Origin of the sequence: Streptococcus sp. 4094, from assembly GCF_013277125.1 — a bacterium.
In the GTDB taxonomy this organism is placed as follows: Bacteria; Bacillota; Bacilli; order Lactobacillales; family Streptococcaceae; genus Streptococcus.
The window spans coordinates 47,246-63,038 of the sequence record NZ_VMMI01000007.1 but is presented as its reverse complement, the minus strand read 5'-3'; the positions used below and the strand labels follow the sequence as shown (position 1 = coordinate 63,038).

Here is a 15,793-nt window from a genome sequence, read left to right as displayed (position 1 = left end):
CTTTTTACTTGGTTCTTATTTCTCAACGCGTGATTTGTTGGCGATATCAGCTAGGATAGCTTGAACAAAGTCATCAACTGAGACAGTTTGTGTTTCTTTTTGGCCATAGCGGCGAACGTTAACAGTTCCGTCTTCCATTTCCTTGTCCCCAACGATTAATTGGTAAGGAATCTTGCTTGTTTGTGAAGCACGGATCTTGAACTGCATTTTTTCATTGCGCTCATCTACATCTGCACGGACACCACGGTCACGGAGTTTTTTAGCTACTTCCCATGCGTAGTCCACGTGTTTTTCGTTAGATACTGGGATGAGAGTTACTTGGTGAGGTGCTAGCCATGTTGGGAAGGCACCCTTGTAGTTCTCAATCAAGATAGCTGTGAAGCGTTCCATAGTTGAGATAACTCCACGGTGGATCATAACTGGACGGTGCTCTTCACCATCAGCTCCGATATATTTAAGGTCGAAGCGTTCTGGAAGCAAGAAGTCAAGTTGGATAGTAGAAAGAGTTTCTTCTTTTCCAAGAGCGGTCTTAACTTGAATATCCAATTTTGGTCCGTAGAAGGCTGCTTCACCTTCGGCTTCAAAGTAGTCCACGCCCATTTCATCAAGGGCTGCACGAAGCATGGTTTGGGCATTTTCCCACATCTCATCGTTGTCAAAGTACTTGTGAGTATCTTGAGGGTCGCGTAGAGAGAGGCGGAAGCGGTATTCAGTCAAGTTGAAATCTTCATAAACATCGATAATCAACTGAAGGGCACGCTGGAATTCTTCTTGGATTTGTTCTGGAGTAACGAAGAGGTGACCGTCGTTGAGCGACATTTCACGTACACGTTGAAGACCAGTGAGGGCACCAGATTTTTCATAGCGGTGCATCATACCGATTTCAGCGATACGGATTGGCAACTCACGGTAAGAGTGAACATGGTGTTTGAAGACTTGGATGTGGTGCGGACAGTTCATTGGACGAAGGACAAATTCTTCCCCGTCACCCATGTCCATAGTTGGGAACATGTCTTCTTGGTAATGATCCCAGTGACCAGAAGTCTTGTAAAGTTCAACAGAAGCAAGTGGTGGAGTATAGACGTGTTGGTAGCCTGAAGCCAACTCCTTGTCAACGATATAGCGTTCCAACTCACGACGAATAGTCGCACCATTTGGCAACCAGAATGGAAGCCCTTGACCAACCTCTTGAGAAATCATGAAGAGGTCAAGCTCTTTACCAAGTTTACGGTGGTCACGTTCCTTAGCTTCTTCACGCATTTGAAGGTAGTTTTTCAAGTCTTTCTTGTCAAACCAAGCTGTACCATAGATACGTTGCATCATAGCGTTGTCGCTATTTCCACGCCAGTAAGCACCTGCTACATGGAGAAGGTGGAAGATTTGGATGCGGCCTGTTGATGGGACGTGAGGGCCACGGCAAAGGTCTACATACTCACCTTGACGATAGATAGTCAAACCACCTTCGTCTTCTGAGTGTTCTTCAATCAATTCCAACTTGTAAGGGTCGTTCTTGAAGATTTCACGTGCCTCGTCTTTAGTCACTTCTTCACGAATTGATGGGAAGTTCTCTTTGACGATTTTTTGCATTTCTTCTTCAATACGAGGAAGGTCTTCGTTAGAGATTTGACCAGCTGTGTTGTCAGTATCGTAGTAGAAGCCATCTTCGATGGCTGGACCAACTCCCAAGTGAATGTCTGGGAACAGACGACGAGCTGCTTGGGCGAACAAGTGAGCGGCTGAGTGACGCAAGATTGGAAGGGCATCTTCGTGATCAGGTGTCACAATTTCGATGCTTCCATCTTCAGTGATCGCACGAGTTGTATCAATTAGTTTGCCGTTGAATTTACCAGCCAAGGCCTTTTTAGCTAGGGAATTGCTGATAGATTGGGCAATTTCAAAAGTTGTAACGCCAGATTCGAATTCACGAACAGCGCCATCTGGGAAAGTAATGTTAATCATGATGTTCTCCTTAAATATTTATTATTTTTTGTTGGACAATTTTAAGAGCCGAGCAACCTCTTTCATAGTCTGATTTTCTGATTGACTACCATCTGTCAAGAGACTAGAATATCCTAATTCCATTGCTTCTTTACGAACCATTTGGGCAAAAAGAATGTCTCGTTGCATCCAGTTTTCAAAAGCTTTATCAGGGTTGGTTGTTCCCTCCAAGACATAAGGAACCCATTCTCTCTGTCTATAATGCTTTTTCTGAAAATCAGCTGTCGGAGTTAAGCATAGATAGGAAGACGCTGGACATTCAAGCTCCTTAACCAAGTGAGGCAACAGTCCTGCTCCCTCCACCAAGAGATGCCTGTTTTGATTTTTTATCAAGTAAGATTTTACATAAGGAAAAATCTCCTCATAAAAGTGCCATTCTTCATCCGCCATCTCTTCTGGATTTCTCATCCAGATTTGTTCCGGACTTCTATCCTGTCTAAGAAGGCAAATTGGTTGGGAGTCTGCACTTGCTTGACTCATCATCTCGTCTACCAAATCATCGAGTTTGATATGACGTAGCTGATATTGTCTAGCAAGAAGTGAGGCAATTGTTGACTTTCCACTACAAGGCGATCCACCAATCATGTAAAGCACCATTCTTCCTCCTTCTGAAAAACAAAAAGCGACATCCTCGAAAGGACGTCGCAACGTGGTTCCACCTTCATTTATGTTCCTCAAAAGAGAGGAACACCTCTGATCGGCTCTAACGTGGCCACCGTTTTATGTTTTCATAAAAGTCAGTAGAGTAGTATCAGTTTAGGCTTCCTATGCGTTTCCAGCAACCACGCACTCTCTAGTAGAAAGGGATTAAGTGACTTGTCTCTATGGATTATTATAGCATGATTGTGAGATTTTTCAAGGATTTTGTGAAAGTTTTTTGTTTTTCATTTTTTGTAGAATACGCTTGATACCAATACCGACAGCCATACCAACTATGGCAAAGACTTCATAGGCTAGGAAGTAGGGAAGGATAAATTCTCTGAAAGTAATGATGGTAAAACAATAGAGCAGTCCGTTCCCCAGTAACCACCAAAGAGAGAAACGGAAACGGTAGCTATAGAGTAACGATACAATCAAGATTACCAGAGGTGTAAAGAAGAGAATATTATTTACGTAGAGACTCTTGAGCAAAAGGGGGTCAGAAATAATTAGTGATAACAACTGATAAAGTGGCCAATAAAAGAAAAATATGACCAGATAGTAGGGGAGATGGGAATAGAATCTAGGCATGATAATCACCTCGTTTTAAAAAACAGACAACTTAGATTTCTTGCTATGATTATTATAGCATATTTAAAACAAGAAAGTAAATCTGTTGACAAAGAAGTTAGTTATTGGTAGAATAGGGATTGTCGTAAAGACAAATAACTTCTTCTTGGTTACAGGCATGCCAACCTGTCACTCGGATGAAGCCAAATAAAAAGGAGAAACATCATGGCAATCTCAAAAGAGAAAAAAAATGAAATCATCGCACAATATGCACGTCACGAAGGTGATACAGGTTCAGTAGAGGTTCAAGTTGCTGTCCTTACTTGGGAAATCAACCACCTTAACGAACACATCAAACAACACAAAAAAGACCACGCTACTTACCGTGGATTGATGAAGAAAATCGGTCGCCGTCGTAACTTGCTTGCATACTTGCGTAAAAACGACGTTAACCGTTACCGTGAGTTGATCAACTCTCTAGGACTTCGTCGCTAATCTGCTTTATTTTCCACTTACATTGCGTTGTCACCGCACCTCGATATACTCAAGTATTATCTTCGGTTACGGTTCCTAGCACTGTAAGGTAAAATAAACCAGATATTCTCCCTTCGGGGAGATTTTTTTGTTTCACTAAAAATTTTGTACAATCTTTGCCTCGTCGCCTAGTCTATAAACGGTTTATCCAGCAAGAATTATGATGCTAAGGGCGTAAGAAATCCGTATGAAAATAGGGAAATGACACAGTGTTCGATGAACACAAGGAGTTTCATCTTTTTCACTAGGATTTTAGCCCGGGCTTAAATCAGCTCTCTGATTTTCAGAGGGCTTTTTCATTAAGGTTTTATCGGTCACAATTTTGGAGACTACAAAAACCTCAAATGGTATCATCTAATTACACCATAAAGGTGCGTAGCTACTCAGCTTGAAAAGCCGAGCAGCTGTCTGCAAGCCCCCTCGAAGAGCCCACACTTTACGAAGTAAAGTATAGTATGTTATACTCTACATGGAAGTAGTCACTGAATTCCAGTTAGAAATTACTTTGTAACTACGTTTTGAGGAGGAGTAAAATGCTTTCCTATGTTCGAAATTACCCACTAGCGATAGCTAAATTAATGTGTCTGTGCTCTCCTAAAATCTGCTGATTTATTACTGACTAATACAGGAGGGTTTTTTATGGGACAGACAATCATATCTGCTATTGGTGTTTATATTTCCACCAGTATCGATTATTTAATTATTTTATTTATTTTATTTGCACAGCTATCACAGAATAAACAAAAATGGCATATTTATGCGGGGCAATATCTAGGCACAGGCTTACTTGTAGGGGCGAGTTTAGTTGCTGCTTATGTCGTTAATTTCGTGCCTGAAGAATGGATGGTTGGATTGCTTGGTTTAATCCCTATCTATTTAGGGATTCGCTTTGCAATTGTTGGAGAAGGTGAGGAAGAAGAGGAAGAAGAGGAAGAAATTATTGAAAGATTAGAACAAAGCAAGGCAAATCAACTGTTTTGGACAGTTACATTGCTAACAATTGCGTCTGGCGGAGATAATTTAGGTATCTATATACCTTATTTTGCTTCGTTAGATTGGTCACAGACCCTCGTGGCCTTGCTTGTGTTTGTAATCGGCATAATTATCTTATGCGAGATTAGTCGGGTGTTATCCTCTATTCCGTTAATATTCGAGACAATTGAAAAATACGAGCGAATCATTGTGCCCTTAGTATTCATTGTACTTGGACTATACATCATGTATGAAAATGGCACGATAGAGACTTTTCTGACCGTGTAGATTTTTTTGTTTCACTAGGATTTTATCCCGAGCTCAAATTGGCTCTCTGATTTTCAGAGGGCTTTTTATGTTGTCACTTTACCTCGATATACTCAAGTATAATCTTCGGTTACGATTATTAGCACTGTAAGACCAACTATATTTATTTTTCTCATCTTGTTCCATTGTTGAAAATATGGTATACTTTTCATGAGAATTTTCTAAATTTTTAAGATTCTATCAAAGGAGGTTTGCATGCTTTCCAAATTTTCTGGAAGCCGACAAGACCAGCAATTTGTGATACTTTTGCTTATTTTGCTAGGTATTTTAGGGATTTCTCTCTTTCTAGCAGTTTCTATGGGATCTGTTGCGATTAATCTAGGAGATACCTATCGGATTATGTTGAGCAGGTTGGGATTTCCTCTTGAGATAGGAGAGGTTTCCAAGTCTACTCTTGCCATTGTATGGAACATGAGATTCCCTCGAGTATTATTAGGTCTGATAGTAGGAGCAGGTCTTTCTATGTGTGGTAGCGTGATGCAGTCTACAGTGAACAATCCCATCGCTGAGCCCTATGTCTTAGGCATCTCTGCTGGTGCAACTCTAGGAGCAACCCTAAGCATCATTCTTGGTTTAAAAGTGATGATTAGCCTTGGAGCTTTTCTTGGAGCTATTTTGGCAACAATTGCTGTCCTCATCATAGCCTCTATGCAGGGAAGGATGACAACTTCTAGCCTGATTTTATCAGGAACGGTGGTCAATGCTCTCTTTCTGGCTTTTTCCAACTTTATTATCTCAGTTGGCGCTAATGCGGATAGTGTGATGACCATTAAGTTTTGGACCATGGGCTCGCTCGCTGGGACTTCCTGGGCAGACTTGGTCCTGCCAACTATAGTAGTAGGAATGGCCTTTCTATTTTTCTCTACTCAGTATCGTGTTTTCAATGCGATGATGATGGGAGATGAGGCTGCTTTAACTTTGGGGATTCCCTTACGCTTTTATTGGTATCTTTATGTGACAATGGTGGCTGTGCTGACAGCAGTCTTGGTGGCAACCTGTGGGATTATTGGATTTGTCGGTCTGATTACCCCACATTTAGCTCGAGGGTTAGTAGGAACGAATTACAGGAGGCTTTTTCCTGTTGCAACCTTGCTAGGTGCCCTCTTTGTCATCTGGGCAGACGTACTCTCTCGTATCATCATTCCAAACGCAGAGCTTCCTATTGGTATTTTCACAGCCTTAGTAGGTGCTCCCTTCTTTATTTACATTGTTGGAGGTAGGCGAAGGGAGGTGAGGGTCTGATATGGACTTGATTTGTCAGGATGTCCACTTTGGACTGGGAGAGAAAAAAATCCTCAAAGGAGTTTCTCTTAAGGTTGAAGGGAATCAATTTCACACGATATTAGGACCAAATGGAAGCGGGAAAACCAGTCTACTTAAACTCCTCTATCGTCAGGAAAAGGCGGACAAAGGCTTGATAAGCCTAGATGGAAAGCCGCTGGAGCATTGGTCACTCAAAGAAACAGCCAAGCAAATGGCAGTTGTCACCCAGTTTAACCAGCTACAGTTTGATTGTACAGTTGAAGAAATCGTCTTGCTAGGCAGAACTCCCCACCTCTATTTTTTACAGAAGGAAAGGGAAAGAGATTATGCTCTCGTTCAAGATGCCCTCGTCAAGGTGGATATGCTTGAGAAGAAAACTCGTCTCTATTCGTCTCTTTCAGGGGGAGAAAAGCAACGAGTCTTGTTAGCACGGGCCTTGGCACAAGAACCGACTCTCTTGCTCCTGGACGAACCAACTAATCACCTAGATATCAAGTACCAGCTAGACTTGCTGGCCATTGTGAAGAATCTCAAGGTCAATGTTCTAGCTGTCCTGCATGATATTCAACTTGCTTGTCGCTATTCGGATTATCTCTATCTGATGAAAGAGGGGGAAATCCTTTACCAAGGGACTCCAAAGGAGACCATCACCCCTGAGTCATTGCAAACTGTATATGGAGTTCAAAGTCAGGTTACTTGGACCGAGGATCAGCAAGCTATGATTCACTATTTATAAGAATGAAAAGGAAAACAAGATGAAAAAAACACTAAGCATTTTACTCGTAACAGTAGCTACCTTAACTTTGGCAGCTTGTGGCAATACTACTACAGAAACAGCTACCACACAATCTAGCACAGAAACAAGTCAAAAGGCCAGCACAGAGACGACTTATCCGTTAACGATCAAAACTTATGATGCTAAGGGAAATGAAGTTGAACAAGTCTTTGACAAGACACCTGAAAAAGTTATTACCAACAATCTTTCAACCACTGAAATCTTATTGGAGTTAGGCTTGAAAGATAAAATTGCTGGCATGCTCAACCCTGACAATGCTGTGACGGACAAATACAAGGACGCGATTGCGACTATTCCTCAAATTGGGGATAAAAAAACAGTCTCACAAGAGACAGTCCTTTCTTATGAGCCAGACGCTGTGATGGGTCGAAACATGATGTTTTCTGAAAAATCTTTGGGGACAGTTAGCACTTGGAATGAAAATAAAATCCCAGTTTATACTCAAAAGGCTTCTCTCTCAACAATTCAGCAAGATTTGGGGAATATCGTAGAAGATGTCAAAAATCTTGGAATGATTTTTAATGTTCAGGACAAGGCTAATGAATACGCAGCCCAATTACAAACTAAAATTGACGCTGTTAAGAAAGCAAATCCAGCAAGCCAAGGTGAAAAGAAAAAGGCTTTGATTATGGTTGCTTATAATGATCAAACCTTCGGTGCCTACAAGTCTGCTTTGCAAGAAAGTTTGTTAAATCAACTTGGTTATACAAATGTTGCAACGGGAACATCGGGCTTGACCTTGGAAAATCTCGTGTCAATGGATCCTGAATTGATTATCTATGTAACCAGCGACCGCAACAAAAAATTGGATGCCAACGCAGTAGAGTTGATGAAGGCAAATGCTGTTTTGGAAGGTGTTCCTGCTATTAAGAATCAAAAAATCATGACTATCTCTTACGATGAGTTGATGGATTATGGTCCAGCAGTGATTGATTCCCTTGAGAAAATCAATGACTTTATCAATAAATAATGAGTTTGATTGGGAAGGAATCCAAGTCAAGGTCAGCCTTCCTTCTAACTACGACCCCAATCAAACCTATCCAGCTATTTTATTGAATGATGGAAACTTGGATTTCCTATCGTCTCTGTCCGATACTGTGATTTTAGTGGGCTTGACCTCTAAAAATCGCCTAGATGACTACACTCCTTGGAAGGCAGCTGCTCTGAGAGATGGAGCTCCAGATTTTGGAGGTCAGGCCAAGGTCTATCATGATCATTTATTTGGAGGTCTTTTAGACAAGTTGCAGTCTCTTTATCGCCTGGACGAAACTCGCCTTGCCTACGGAGGTTATTCACTAGGTGGTTTGGTGGCAGTCTACAGTCTTTTCAGCTTTGACAAGGTTTCCTGTGTCTTTTCGATCTGTGGTTCCTTTTGGTATCCTGATTTTGTGACTTACTGCAAGGAAGAAAATGTGAAAAATTTGGACTGTTTGCTGTATTTACAGAACGGTCAAACAGAAGGAGCCCATCATACCAATCGCTTGGCTCAAGCACCGGTCTATGCTGAGCAAATCCATACCAGTCTTCAGAAACACTATCCGAACGGCCAGTTTGTCTTTGATCCTTATGGACACCATGAACAAGTAGTTGAACGATTCCTAGCTTTTTCCAGCTGGTTGGCCCAAAAATGGAAAATTGAATAAAAGATTTATCCCTTGGCTTTTGCCAAGGGATTGTTGTATTTATTTAACCAAGTTTTTCTCTCTTCTTATCTGGATTCCAGATGAAGCTTGCGATGAAGCTAAAGATGATAGTTAGGATAGCGAGGATAACCGCAAGGATAAGGGCAGGGATGCGGATAAGCCACCAGAGTGGGTTTGGTTTTTTATCATTGTGCCATTGTTTCGTTTCCTCGTCCAGACGTTGAAATTCTGCTTGGATGCGATTGGCGACTGTTTCAATGCCTTCATCATTCATTTTCTTGATATCTGAGATATCGATTGGATTTCCAAAGTTCATATCGACACGCTCACGGCTAACCAAGCCTTTCAAGGTCATAGGACCTGTGTAGGTAACCGGCATGATACGGACCTTGGCCATCTTGGCAATCAAGGCTACGCCACCCTTGACATCGTTTGAGTGACGGCTCCCACTTGGAAACATGATGAGAGAGCGATCACTTTTTTTGAGAACATTGATAGGGTATTTGATGGCAGAAGCACTAGGATTTTCACGGTCGATAGGAAAGGCACCACACATACGAATCCACCAACCAAATATACGGTTGGCAAAGAGTTCTTTTTTGGCCATAAAGATAAATTGTTTTGGCTTGGTCGCAAAGGCCATGTAAACAGGATCCCACCAGGTACGGTGAGGGGCAACCAAAATATAATTTTCATCTTGATTAGGAATTTTATCAGTATTATGATAGTGGGCATTGCCATTGATGGACCATAGGAGTAATACAACCAATCCACGTAAATAAGTATAAAACATGCGATCTCCTTCGATTATTTTCTTGTTATTATTATACCTTATCAAAGGAGGGCTGGCAAACTTTTCCCTTGACTAGGTGCATATTTGGGATGAGATTAGAATTCTGTTAAAAAAAATGATATGATAGAATTTATGGATAAAAATAAGATTATGGGATTAACCCAAAGAGAAGTCAAGGAAAGACAGACTAAGGGCTTGGTCAATGATTTTACTGCTTCGGCCAGTACCAGCACTTGGCAAATCATCAAACGAAATGTCTTTACCCTTTTTAACGCTTTGAACTTTGCCATTGCTTTGGCCCTTGCCTTTGTGCAGGCTTGGAGCAATTTGGTCTTTTTTGCTGTTATCTGCTTTAACGCTTTTTCTGGGATTGTGACCGAGCTGCGGGCTAAACACATGGTGGACAAGCTCAATCTCATGACCAAGGAAAAGGTCAAAACCATTCGTGATGGCCAAGAAGTGACTCTGAATCCGGAAGAATTGGTGTTAGGAGATGTTATTCGTTTGTCTGCTGGAGAGCAGATTCCTAGTGATGCCTTGGTTTTGGAAGGATTTGCAGAAGTCAATGAAGCCATGTTGACGGGGGAAAGTGATTTGGTGCAAAAGGAAGTGGATGCCTTGCTTTTGTCAGGAAGTTTCTTAGCCAGTGGTGCAGTTTTAGCTCGTGTCCATCATGTAGGTGCAGACAACTATGCTGCCAAGCTCATGCTGGAAGCCAAGACCGTTAAACCGATTAACTCCCGTATCATGAAATCGCTGGACAGGTTAGCTGGTTTTACTGGAAAGATTATCATTCCCTTTGGTCTGGCTCTCTTGCTAGAAGCCTTGCTTTTAAAAGGCCTGCCTCTCAAGTCATCCGTTGTAAATTCGTCGACAGCCCTGCTGGGAATGTTGCCTAAGGGAATTGCCCTTTTGACCATTACTTCGCTCTTGACAGCGGTGATTAAGTTGGGCTTGAAAAAGGTCTTGGTGCAGGAGATGTACTCTGTTGAGACCTTGGCGCGCGTGGACATGCTCTGTCTGGACAAGACGGGCACTATCACCCAAGGCAAGATGCAGGTGGAGGCTGTTCTTCCGCTGACGGACACTTATGGTAAAGAGACTATTGCCAGCATTTTGACCAGCTACATAGCTCACAGTGAGGATAAAAATCCAACAGCTCAAGCCATTCGCCAGCGTTTCCAAGGCCAAGTAGCCTATCCTATGCTTTCGAATCTTCCCTTCTCTAGCGACCGCAAGTGGGGAGCCATGGAGTTAGAGGGTTTGGGAACAGCTTTCTTAGGGGCGCCTGAGATGTTGCTGGATTCTGAGGTCCCAGAAGCCAGAGAGGCCTTGGAGAGAGGTTCACGTGTATTGGTCTTAGCTCTCAGTCAGGAGAAATTAGACCATCACAAACCACAAAAACCATCTGATATTCAGGCTCTAGCCTTGCTGGAAATTTTGGATCCCATTCGAGAAGGAGCAGCAGAGACGCTGGACTATCTCCGTTCTCAGGAAGTGGGATTGAAAATTATCTCTGGTGACAATCCAGTTACGGTGTCCAGCATTGCCCAGAAGGCTGGTTTTGCGGACTACCATAGCTATGTAGATTGTTCAAAAATCACTGATGAAGAATTGATTGTTATGGCTGAAGAGATAGCTATTTTCGGACGTGTTTCCCCTCATCAAAAAAAACTCATCATCCAAACTCTGAAAAAAGCAGGGCATACAACAGCTATGACAGGGGACGGAGTCAATGATATCCTGGCTCTTCGTGAGGCGGATTGTTCCATCGTAATGGCTGAGGGAGATCCAGCGACTCGTCAGATTGCCAATCTGGTTCTCTTGAACTCTGACTTTAATGATGTTCCTGAGATTCTCTTTGAAGGTCGTCGTGTGGTCAATAACATTGCCCACATCGCACCGATTTTCTTGATAAAGACCATCTACTCATTCTTGCTCGCAGTTATCTGTATTGCCAGTGCTCTTCTGGGACGGTCTGAATGGATCTTGATTTTCCCTTTTATTCCAATCCAGATTACCATGATTGACCAATTCGTGGAAGGTTTCCCACCATTCGTTCTGACTTTTGAGAGAAATATCAAACCTGTCGAACCAAACTTCCTCAGAAGATCCATGCTTCGTGCCCTACCAAGCGCTCTCATGGTCGTGTTCAGCGTTCTTTTTGTGAAAATATTTGGAAGTAGCCAAGGTTGGTCTGAGTTAGAAATCTCAACTCTACTCTATTATCTATTGGGGTCAATTGGTTTCTTATCCGTATTTAGAGCCTGCATGCCATTCACTCTCTGGCGTGTCCTCTTGATTGTTTGGTCAGTAGGAGGCTTCCTAGCGACAGCTCTCTTCCCAAGAATCCAAAAACTACTTGAAATTTCAACCTTGACAGGACAAACGCTACCTGTTTATGGTGTCATGATGTTGGTCTTTACCGTGATTTTCATTCTAACCAGTCGTTATCAAGCTAGAAAATAAATAAAGGCTGCAATCTATGGATTGCGGTCTTTTTAGGTGCAGGAGTGCTGGCTGAAATGTGGTATAATAAGAGATAATAGAGTTTTGGAAAGTGAGAGAAAATGATTTCAAAGAGATTAGAATTAGTGGCTTCCTTTGTGCCACAGGGAGCCATTTTGCTAGATGTGGGAAGTGACCATGCTTATCTGCCTATCGAGTTGGTTGAGAGAGGCCAAATCAGAAGCGCCATTGCAGGTGAGGTGGTGGAAGGCCCCTATCAGTCTGCGGTCAAAAATGTTGAGGCTCACGGCCTAAAGGAGAAAATCCAAGTCCGTTTAGCCAATGGGCTGGCAGCTTTTGAAGAGGCAGACCAAGTGTCTGTCATTACCATTGCTGGCATGGGAGGTCGTTTGATTGCTAGGATTTTAGAAGAAGGCTTGGACAAGTTAGCTAATGTAGAGCGTTTGATCCTCCAGCCCAATAATCGTGAAGACGACTTGCGCATTTGGTTGCAAGACAATGGTTTTCAGATTGTGGCAGAAAGTATTCTAGAAGAAGCTGGCAAGTTTTATGAAATTTTGGTGGTGGAAGCTGGACAAATGAAGCTATCAGCCAGTGATGTTCGCTTTGGTCCCTTCTTGTCCAAAGAGGTCAGTTCAGTCTTTGTCCAAAAATGGCAAAAAGAAGCTGTTAAGCTAGAGTTTGCCCTCGGACAAATCCCAGAAAAAAATCTGGAGGAACGTCAAGTTCTAGTAGATAAAATTCAAGCCATCAAGGAGGTTCTCCATGCTAGCAAGTGAAGTAATTAATGCATATGAAGCCTTTTGCCCTCAGGAATTTTCCATGGAGGGAGACAGTCGTGGCCTGCAAATTGGCACTTTGGATAAGGAGATACAAAGGGTCATGGTGACTCTGGATATTCGTGAAGAAACGGTGTCTGAAGCTATTGAAAAGGGTGTAGACTTGATTATTGTCAAGCACGCGCCGATTTTCCGTCCCATCAAGGATTTGGTAGCTAGCCGTCCACAAAATCAGATTTACATTGATCTCATCAAGCATGACATCGCAGTTTATGTCAGCCATACCAATATTGACATCGTTGAAAATGGCCTTAATGATTGGTTCTGTCAGATGCTGAGAATTGAGGAGACGACTTATCTACAGGAAACTGGCCCTGAACGTGGAATTGGACGTATTGGGAATATTCAGCCTCAGACCTTTGGGGATTTTGCCCAACATGTCAAGCAAGTCTTTGGCCTAGATAGTCTTCGATTGGTGCATTATCAAGAGAATGACTTGCAGAAGCCTATTTCAAGAGTGGCTATCTGTGGTGGTAGTGGGCAGTCTTTCTATAAGGATGCTTTAGCAAAAGGGGCAGATGTTTATATCACTGGTGACATCTACTACCATACTGCCCAGGATATGTTGTCAGATGGCTTGTTGGCATTGGACCCAGGTCACTATATTGAAGTGCTTTTTGTGGAAAAAATTGCAGAGCTTCTTAATCAATGGAAAGGAGAAAAGGGCTGGACAATCGATATTGTACCTAGTCAAGCATCGACCAATCCTTTCCACCATATCTAGTTAGAAAGTGAAAACAATGAAAAAAGTTGCTATTATCGGAGCAGGAATTGTGGGAGCAACAGCTGCCTACTACCTCTCGAAAGAAAGTGACCTAGAGGTGACCGTTTTTGACCATGGACAGGGTCAGGCAACCAAGGCTGCAGCAGGAATTATCAGTCCTTGGTTTTCCAAACGCCGCAATAAAGCTTGGTACAAGATGGCGCGCTTGGGGGCTGATTTTTATGTGGATTTATTGGCTGATTTAGAGAAGTCAGGACAAGAGATCGACTTTTACCAGCGTTCGGGAGTCTTTCTCCTGAAAAAGGATGAAACTAAGTTGGAAGAACTCTATCAACTAGCCCTCCAGCGCAGAGAAGAATCTCCCTTGATAGGGCAATTAGCCATTCTGGACCCAGCATCAGCTAATGAATTATTCCCTGGCTTACAGGGATTTGACCGCTTGCTCTATGCTTCTGGTGGAGCGAGAGTAGATGGTCAACTCTTAGTGACTCGTTTGCTGGAAGCCAGTCAGGTTAAGCTGGTCAAAGAAAAAGTGACTCTGACACCGTTAGCATCAGGTTACCAGATTGGTGAAGAGGTGTTTGATCAGGTTATTTTGGCGACGGGAGCTTGGTTGGGGGATATGTTAGAACCCTTGGGTTATGCTGTGGATGTCCGTCCTCAAAAAGGACAACTCCGAGATTATCAGCTTGCCCAAGATATAGAATCATACCCTGTTGTTATGCCAGAAGGGGAGTGGGATTTGATTCCTTTTGCAGGTGGGAAATTGTCTCTAGGTGCTACTCATGAAAATGATATGGGATTTGATTTGACGGTAGATGAAACCTTACTCCAACAAATGGAGGAGGTCGCCTTGCCTCACTATCCGATCTTGGCCGAAGCTACTTCAAGATCTGAGCGTGTGGGAATCCGTGCCTATACCAGTGATTTCTCACCTTTCTTTGGGCAAGTACCTGGCTTAGCAGGTGTCTATGCTGCTAGTGGACTAGGTTCATCAGGCCTTACAACTGGTCCTATCATTGGTTACCACCTAGCACAACTGGTACAAAGCAGGGAAATGACCTTAGACCCAGCAAACTACTCAATTGAAAACTATGTTAAACAATAAGATTTTACTGAAATTTTATCCTACCCTCTAGGATGGCAAATGACATTCCCTATCAAAAATGGTAAAATAAGAAAAAATCCGAGAATCGAGGAAAAAAGATGCAAGAAAAGATTTTAGTAACGGGTGGAGCAGGTTTTATCGGAACCCACACTGTTATTGAGTTAATCCAAGCAGGTCATCAGGTTGTTGTGGTGGATAACCTTGTTAATAGTAACAGAAAAAGTTTAGAAGTTGTTGAGAGAATTACAGGAGTTGAAATTCCTTTTTATGAGGCTGATATCCGTGATACAGATACCCTTAGAGACATTTTCAAACAAGAAGAACCAACAGGTGTCATTCACTTTGCTGGTTTGAAGGCTGTTGGCGAATCAACACGTATCCCTCTTGCCTACTATGACAACAATATAGCTGGGACTGTTAGTCTTTTGAAGGTCATGGAAGAAAACAACTGTAAAAACATCATTTTCAGTTCTTCTGCGACAGTTTACGGGGATCCGCACACAGTGCCCATCTTGGAAGATTTCCCACTTTCAGTGACCAACCCATATGGCCGCACTAAGCTTATGCTTGAGGAAATTTTGACAGATATCTACAAGGCAGACTCAGAGTGGAATGTTGTCTTGCTTCGTTACTTTAACCCAATCGGAGCCCATGAGAGTGGTGATTTGGGAGAAAATCCAAACGGTATTCCAAACAATCTCTTGCCATATGTGACTCAAGTAGCCGTTGGGAAATTAGAGCAAGTGCAAGTGTTTGGAGACGATTACGATACGGAAGATGGAACTGGTGTTCGTGACTATATCCACGTTGTCGATTTGGCTAAAGGTCACGTTGCAGCTCTGAAAAAAATCCAAAAAGGCTCAGGTCTAAACGTTTATAACCTTGGAACAGGTAAAGGATACTCAGTTCTTGAAATTATCCAAAATATGGAAAAAGCAGTGGGACGCCCAATTCCTTACCGCATCGTAGACCGTCGCCCAGGAGATATCGCGGCCTGCTATTCAGATCCTGCAAAAGCCAAAGCAGAACTCGGCTGGGAAGCAGAACTCGGCATCACCCAAATGTGTGAAGACGCATGGCGTTGGCAAAGCAAGCATCCAAATGGATTTGAAGACTAA

General features: G+C 42.6%; 15 protein-coding genes and 1 pseudogene. 11 read left to right on the top strand and 5 right to left on the bottom strand.

Translation table 11 applies throughout. The features are described 5' to 3' along the window. Positions 1-15 precede the first annotated feature (15 nt). The 4 genes and pseudogenes from thrS to HT721_RS01460 all read right to left on the bottom strand — a co-directional run bounded on the left by thrS (position 16) and on the right by HT721_RS01460 (position 3,228). Positions 16-1,959, bottom strand: a complete 1,944-nt coding sequence (thrS, locus tag HT721_RS01470; protein ID WP_000608345.1) for a threonine--tRNA ligase — start codon at positions 1,957-1,959, stop codon at positions 16-18. Between the two features lie 21 nt (positions 1,960-1,980). Beyond that, entirely contained in the window at positions 1,981-2,595 is a 615-nt protein-coding gene (locus HT721_RS01465) for an AAA family ATPase (RefSeq protein WP_240149562.1), read from the bottom strand. Then, a pseudogene (locus HT721_RS11360) lies at positions 2,580-2,780 on the bottom strand (hypothetical protein). The gene HT721_RS01465 and the pseudogene HT721_RS11360 overlap by 16 nt, the downstream one beginning before the upstream one ends. 73 nt (positions 2,781-2,853) lie before the next feature. Then, a complete protein-coding gene (locus tag HT721_RS01460) occupies positions 2,854-3,228 on the bottom strand; it encodes a hypothetical protein (RefSeq protein ID WP_173212460.1) in 375 nt (124 codons plus the stop codon). Between the two features lie 204 nt (positions 3,229-3,432). Here HT721_RS01460 and rpsO point away from each other — a divergent pair, with 204 nt between their 5' ends. The 6 genes from rpsO to HT721_RS01430 all read left to right on the top strand — a co-directional run bounded on the left by rpsO (position 3,433) and on the right by HT721_RS01430 (position 8,742). Next, positions 3,433-3,702 (top strand): 30S ribosomal protein S15, encoded by a 270-nt coding sequence (rpsO, locus tag HT721_RS01455; RefSeq protein WP_001018251.1) that lies wholly within the window; start codon positions 3,433-3,435, stop codon positions 3,700-3,702. Between the two features lie 678 nt (positions 3,703-4,380). Continuing rightward, on the top strand, positions 4,381-5,001 hold the full coding sequence (locus HT721_RS01450) for a CadD family cadmium resistance transporter (protein ID WP_173212462.1): 621 nt from the start codon (positions 4,381-4,383) through the stop codon (positions 4,999-5,001). Positions 5,002-5,235: 234 nt separating this feature from the next. Then, positions 5,236-6,282 carry an iron ABC transporter permease gene (locus HT721_RS01445; RefSeq protein ID WP_173212464.1) on the top strand — a complete coding sequence of 349 codons (1,047 nt, stop codon included), beginning with the start codon at positions 5,236-5,238 and terminating at the stop codon, positions 6,280-6,282. Between the two features lies 1 nt (position 6,283). Continuing rightward, positions 6,284-7,039, top strand: coding sequence for an ABC transporter ATP-binding protein (locus HT721_RS01440; protein ID WP_173212466.1), 756 nt, complete (start codon positions 6,284-6,286; stop codon positions 7,037-7,039). A gap of 19 nt (positions 7,040-7,058) precedes the next feature. Beyond that, on the top strand, positions 7,059-8,069 hold the full coding sequence (locus tag HT721_RS01435) for an ABC transporter substrate-binding protein (protein ID WP_173212468.1): 1,011 nt from the start codon (positions 7,059-7,061) through the stop codon (positions 8,067-8,069). Next, on the top strand, positions 8,050-8,742 hold the full coding sequence (locus HT721_RS01430) for an alpha/beta hydrolase-fold protein (RefSeq protein WP_173212470.1): 693 nt from the start codon (positions 8,050-8,052) through the stop codon (positions 8,740-8,742). The genes HT721_RS01435 and HT721_RS01430 overlap by 20 nt, the downstream gene beginning before the upstream one ends. A gap of 43 nt (positions 8,743-8,785) precedes the next feature. Here HT721_RS01430 and HT721_RS01425 read toward each other — a convergent pair whose 3' ends face one another. Then, positions 8,786-9,535: a 1-acyl-sn-glycerol-3-phosphate acyltransferase gene (locus HT721_RS01425; RefSeq protein WP_173212472.1), complete on the bottom strand. Its 750-nt coding sequence runs from the start codon at positions 9,533-9,535 to the stop codon at positions 8,786-8,788. 132 nt (positions 9,536-9,667) lie between these two features. Between HT721_RS01425 and HT721_RS01420 the strand changes: the two genes are divergently transcribed. The 5 genes from HT721_RS01420 to galE all read left to right on the top strand — a co-directional run bounded on the left by HT721_RS01420 (position 9,668) and on the right by galE (position 15,793). Beyond that, positions 9,668-12,004: a cation-translocating P-type ATPase gene (locus tag HT721_RS01420; protein WP_173212474.1), complete on the top strand. Its 2,337-nt coding sequence runs from the start codon at positions 9,668-9,670 to the stop codon at positions 12,002-12,004. A gap of 101 nt (positions 12,005-12,105) precedes the next feature. After that, positions 12,106-12,783 (top strand): tRNA (adenine(22)-N(1))-methyltransferase TrmK, encoded by a 678-nt coding sequence (locus tag HT721_RS01415; RefSeq protein ID WP_173212476.1) that lies wholly within the window; start codon positions 12,106-12,108, stop codon positions 12,781-12,783. Next, positions 12,770-13,567: a Nif3-like dinuclear metal center hexameric protein gene (locus HT721_RS01410; protein WP_173212478.1), complete on the top strand. Its 798-nt coding sequence runs from the start codon at positions 12,770-12,772 to the stop codon at positions 13,565-13,567. Before HT721_RS01415 ends, HT721_RS01410 begins: the two co-directional genes overlap by 14 nt. 16 nt (positions 13,568-13,583) lie before the next feature. Beyond that, positions 13,584-14,675, top strand: a complete 1,092-nt coding sequence (locus tag HT721_RS01405) for an FAD-dependent oxidoreductase (protein ID WP_173212480.1) — start codon at positions 13,584-13,586, stop codon at positions 14,673-14,675. A gap of 98 nt (positions 14,676-14,773) precedes the next feature. Next, positions 14,774-15,793 carry a UDP-glucose 4-epimerase GalE gene (gene galE, locus HT721_RS01400; protein ID WP_001156540.1) on the top strand — a complete coding sequence of 340 codons (1,020 nt, stop codon included), beginning with the start codon at positions 14,774-14,776 and terminating at the stop codon, positions 15,791-15,793.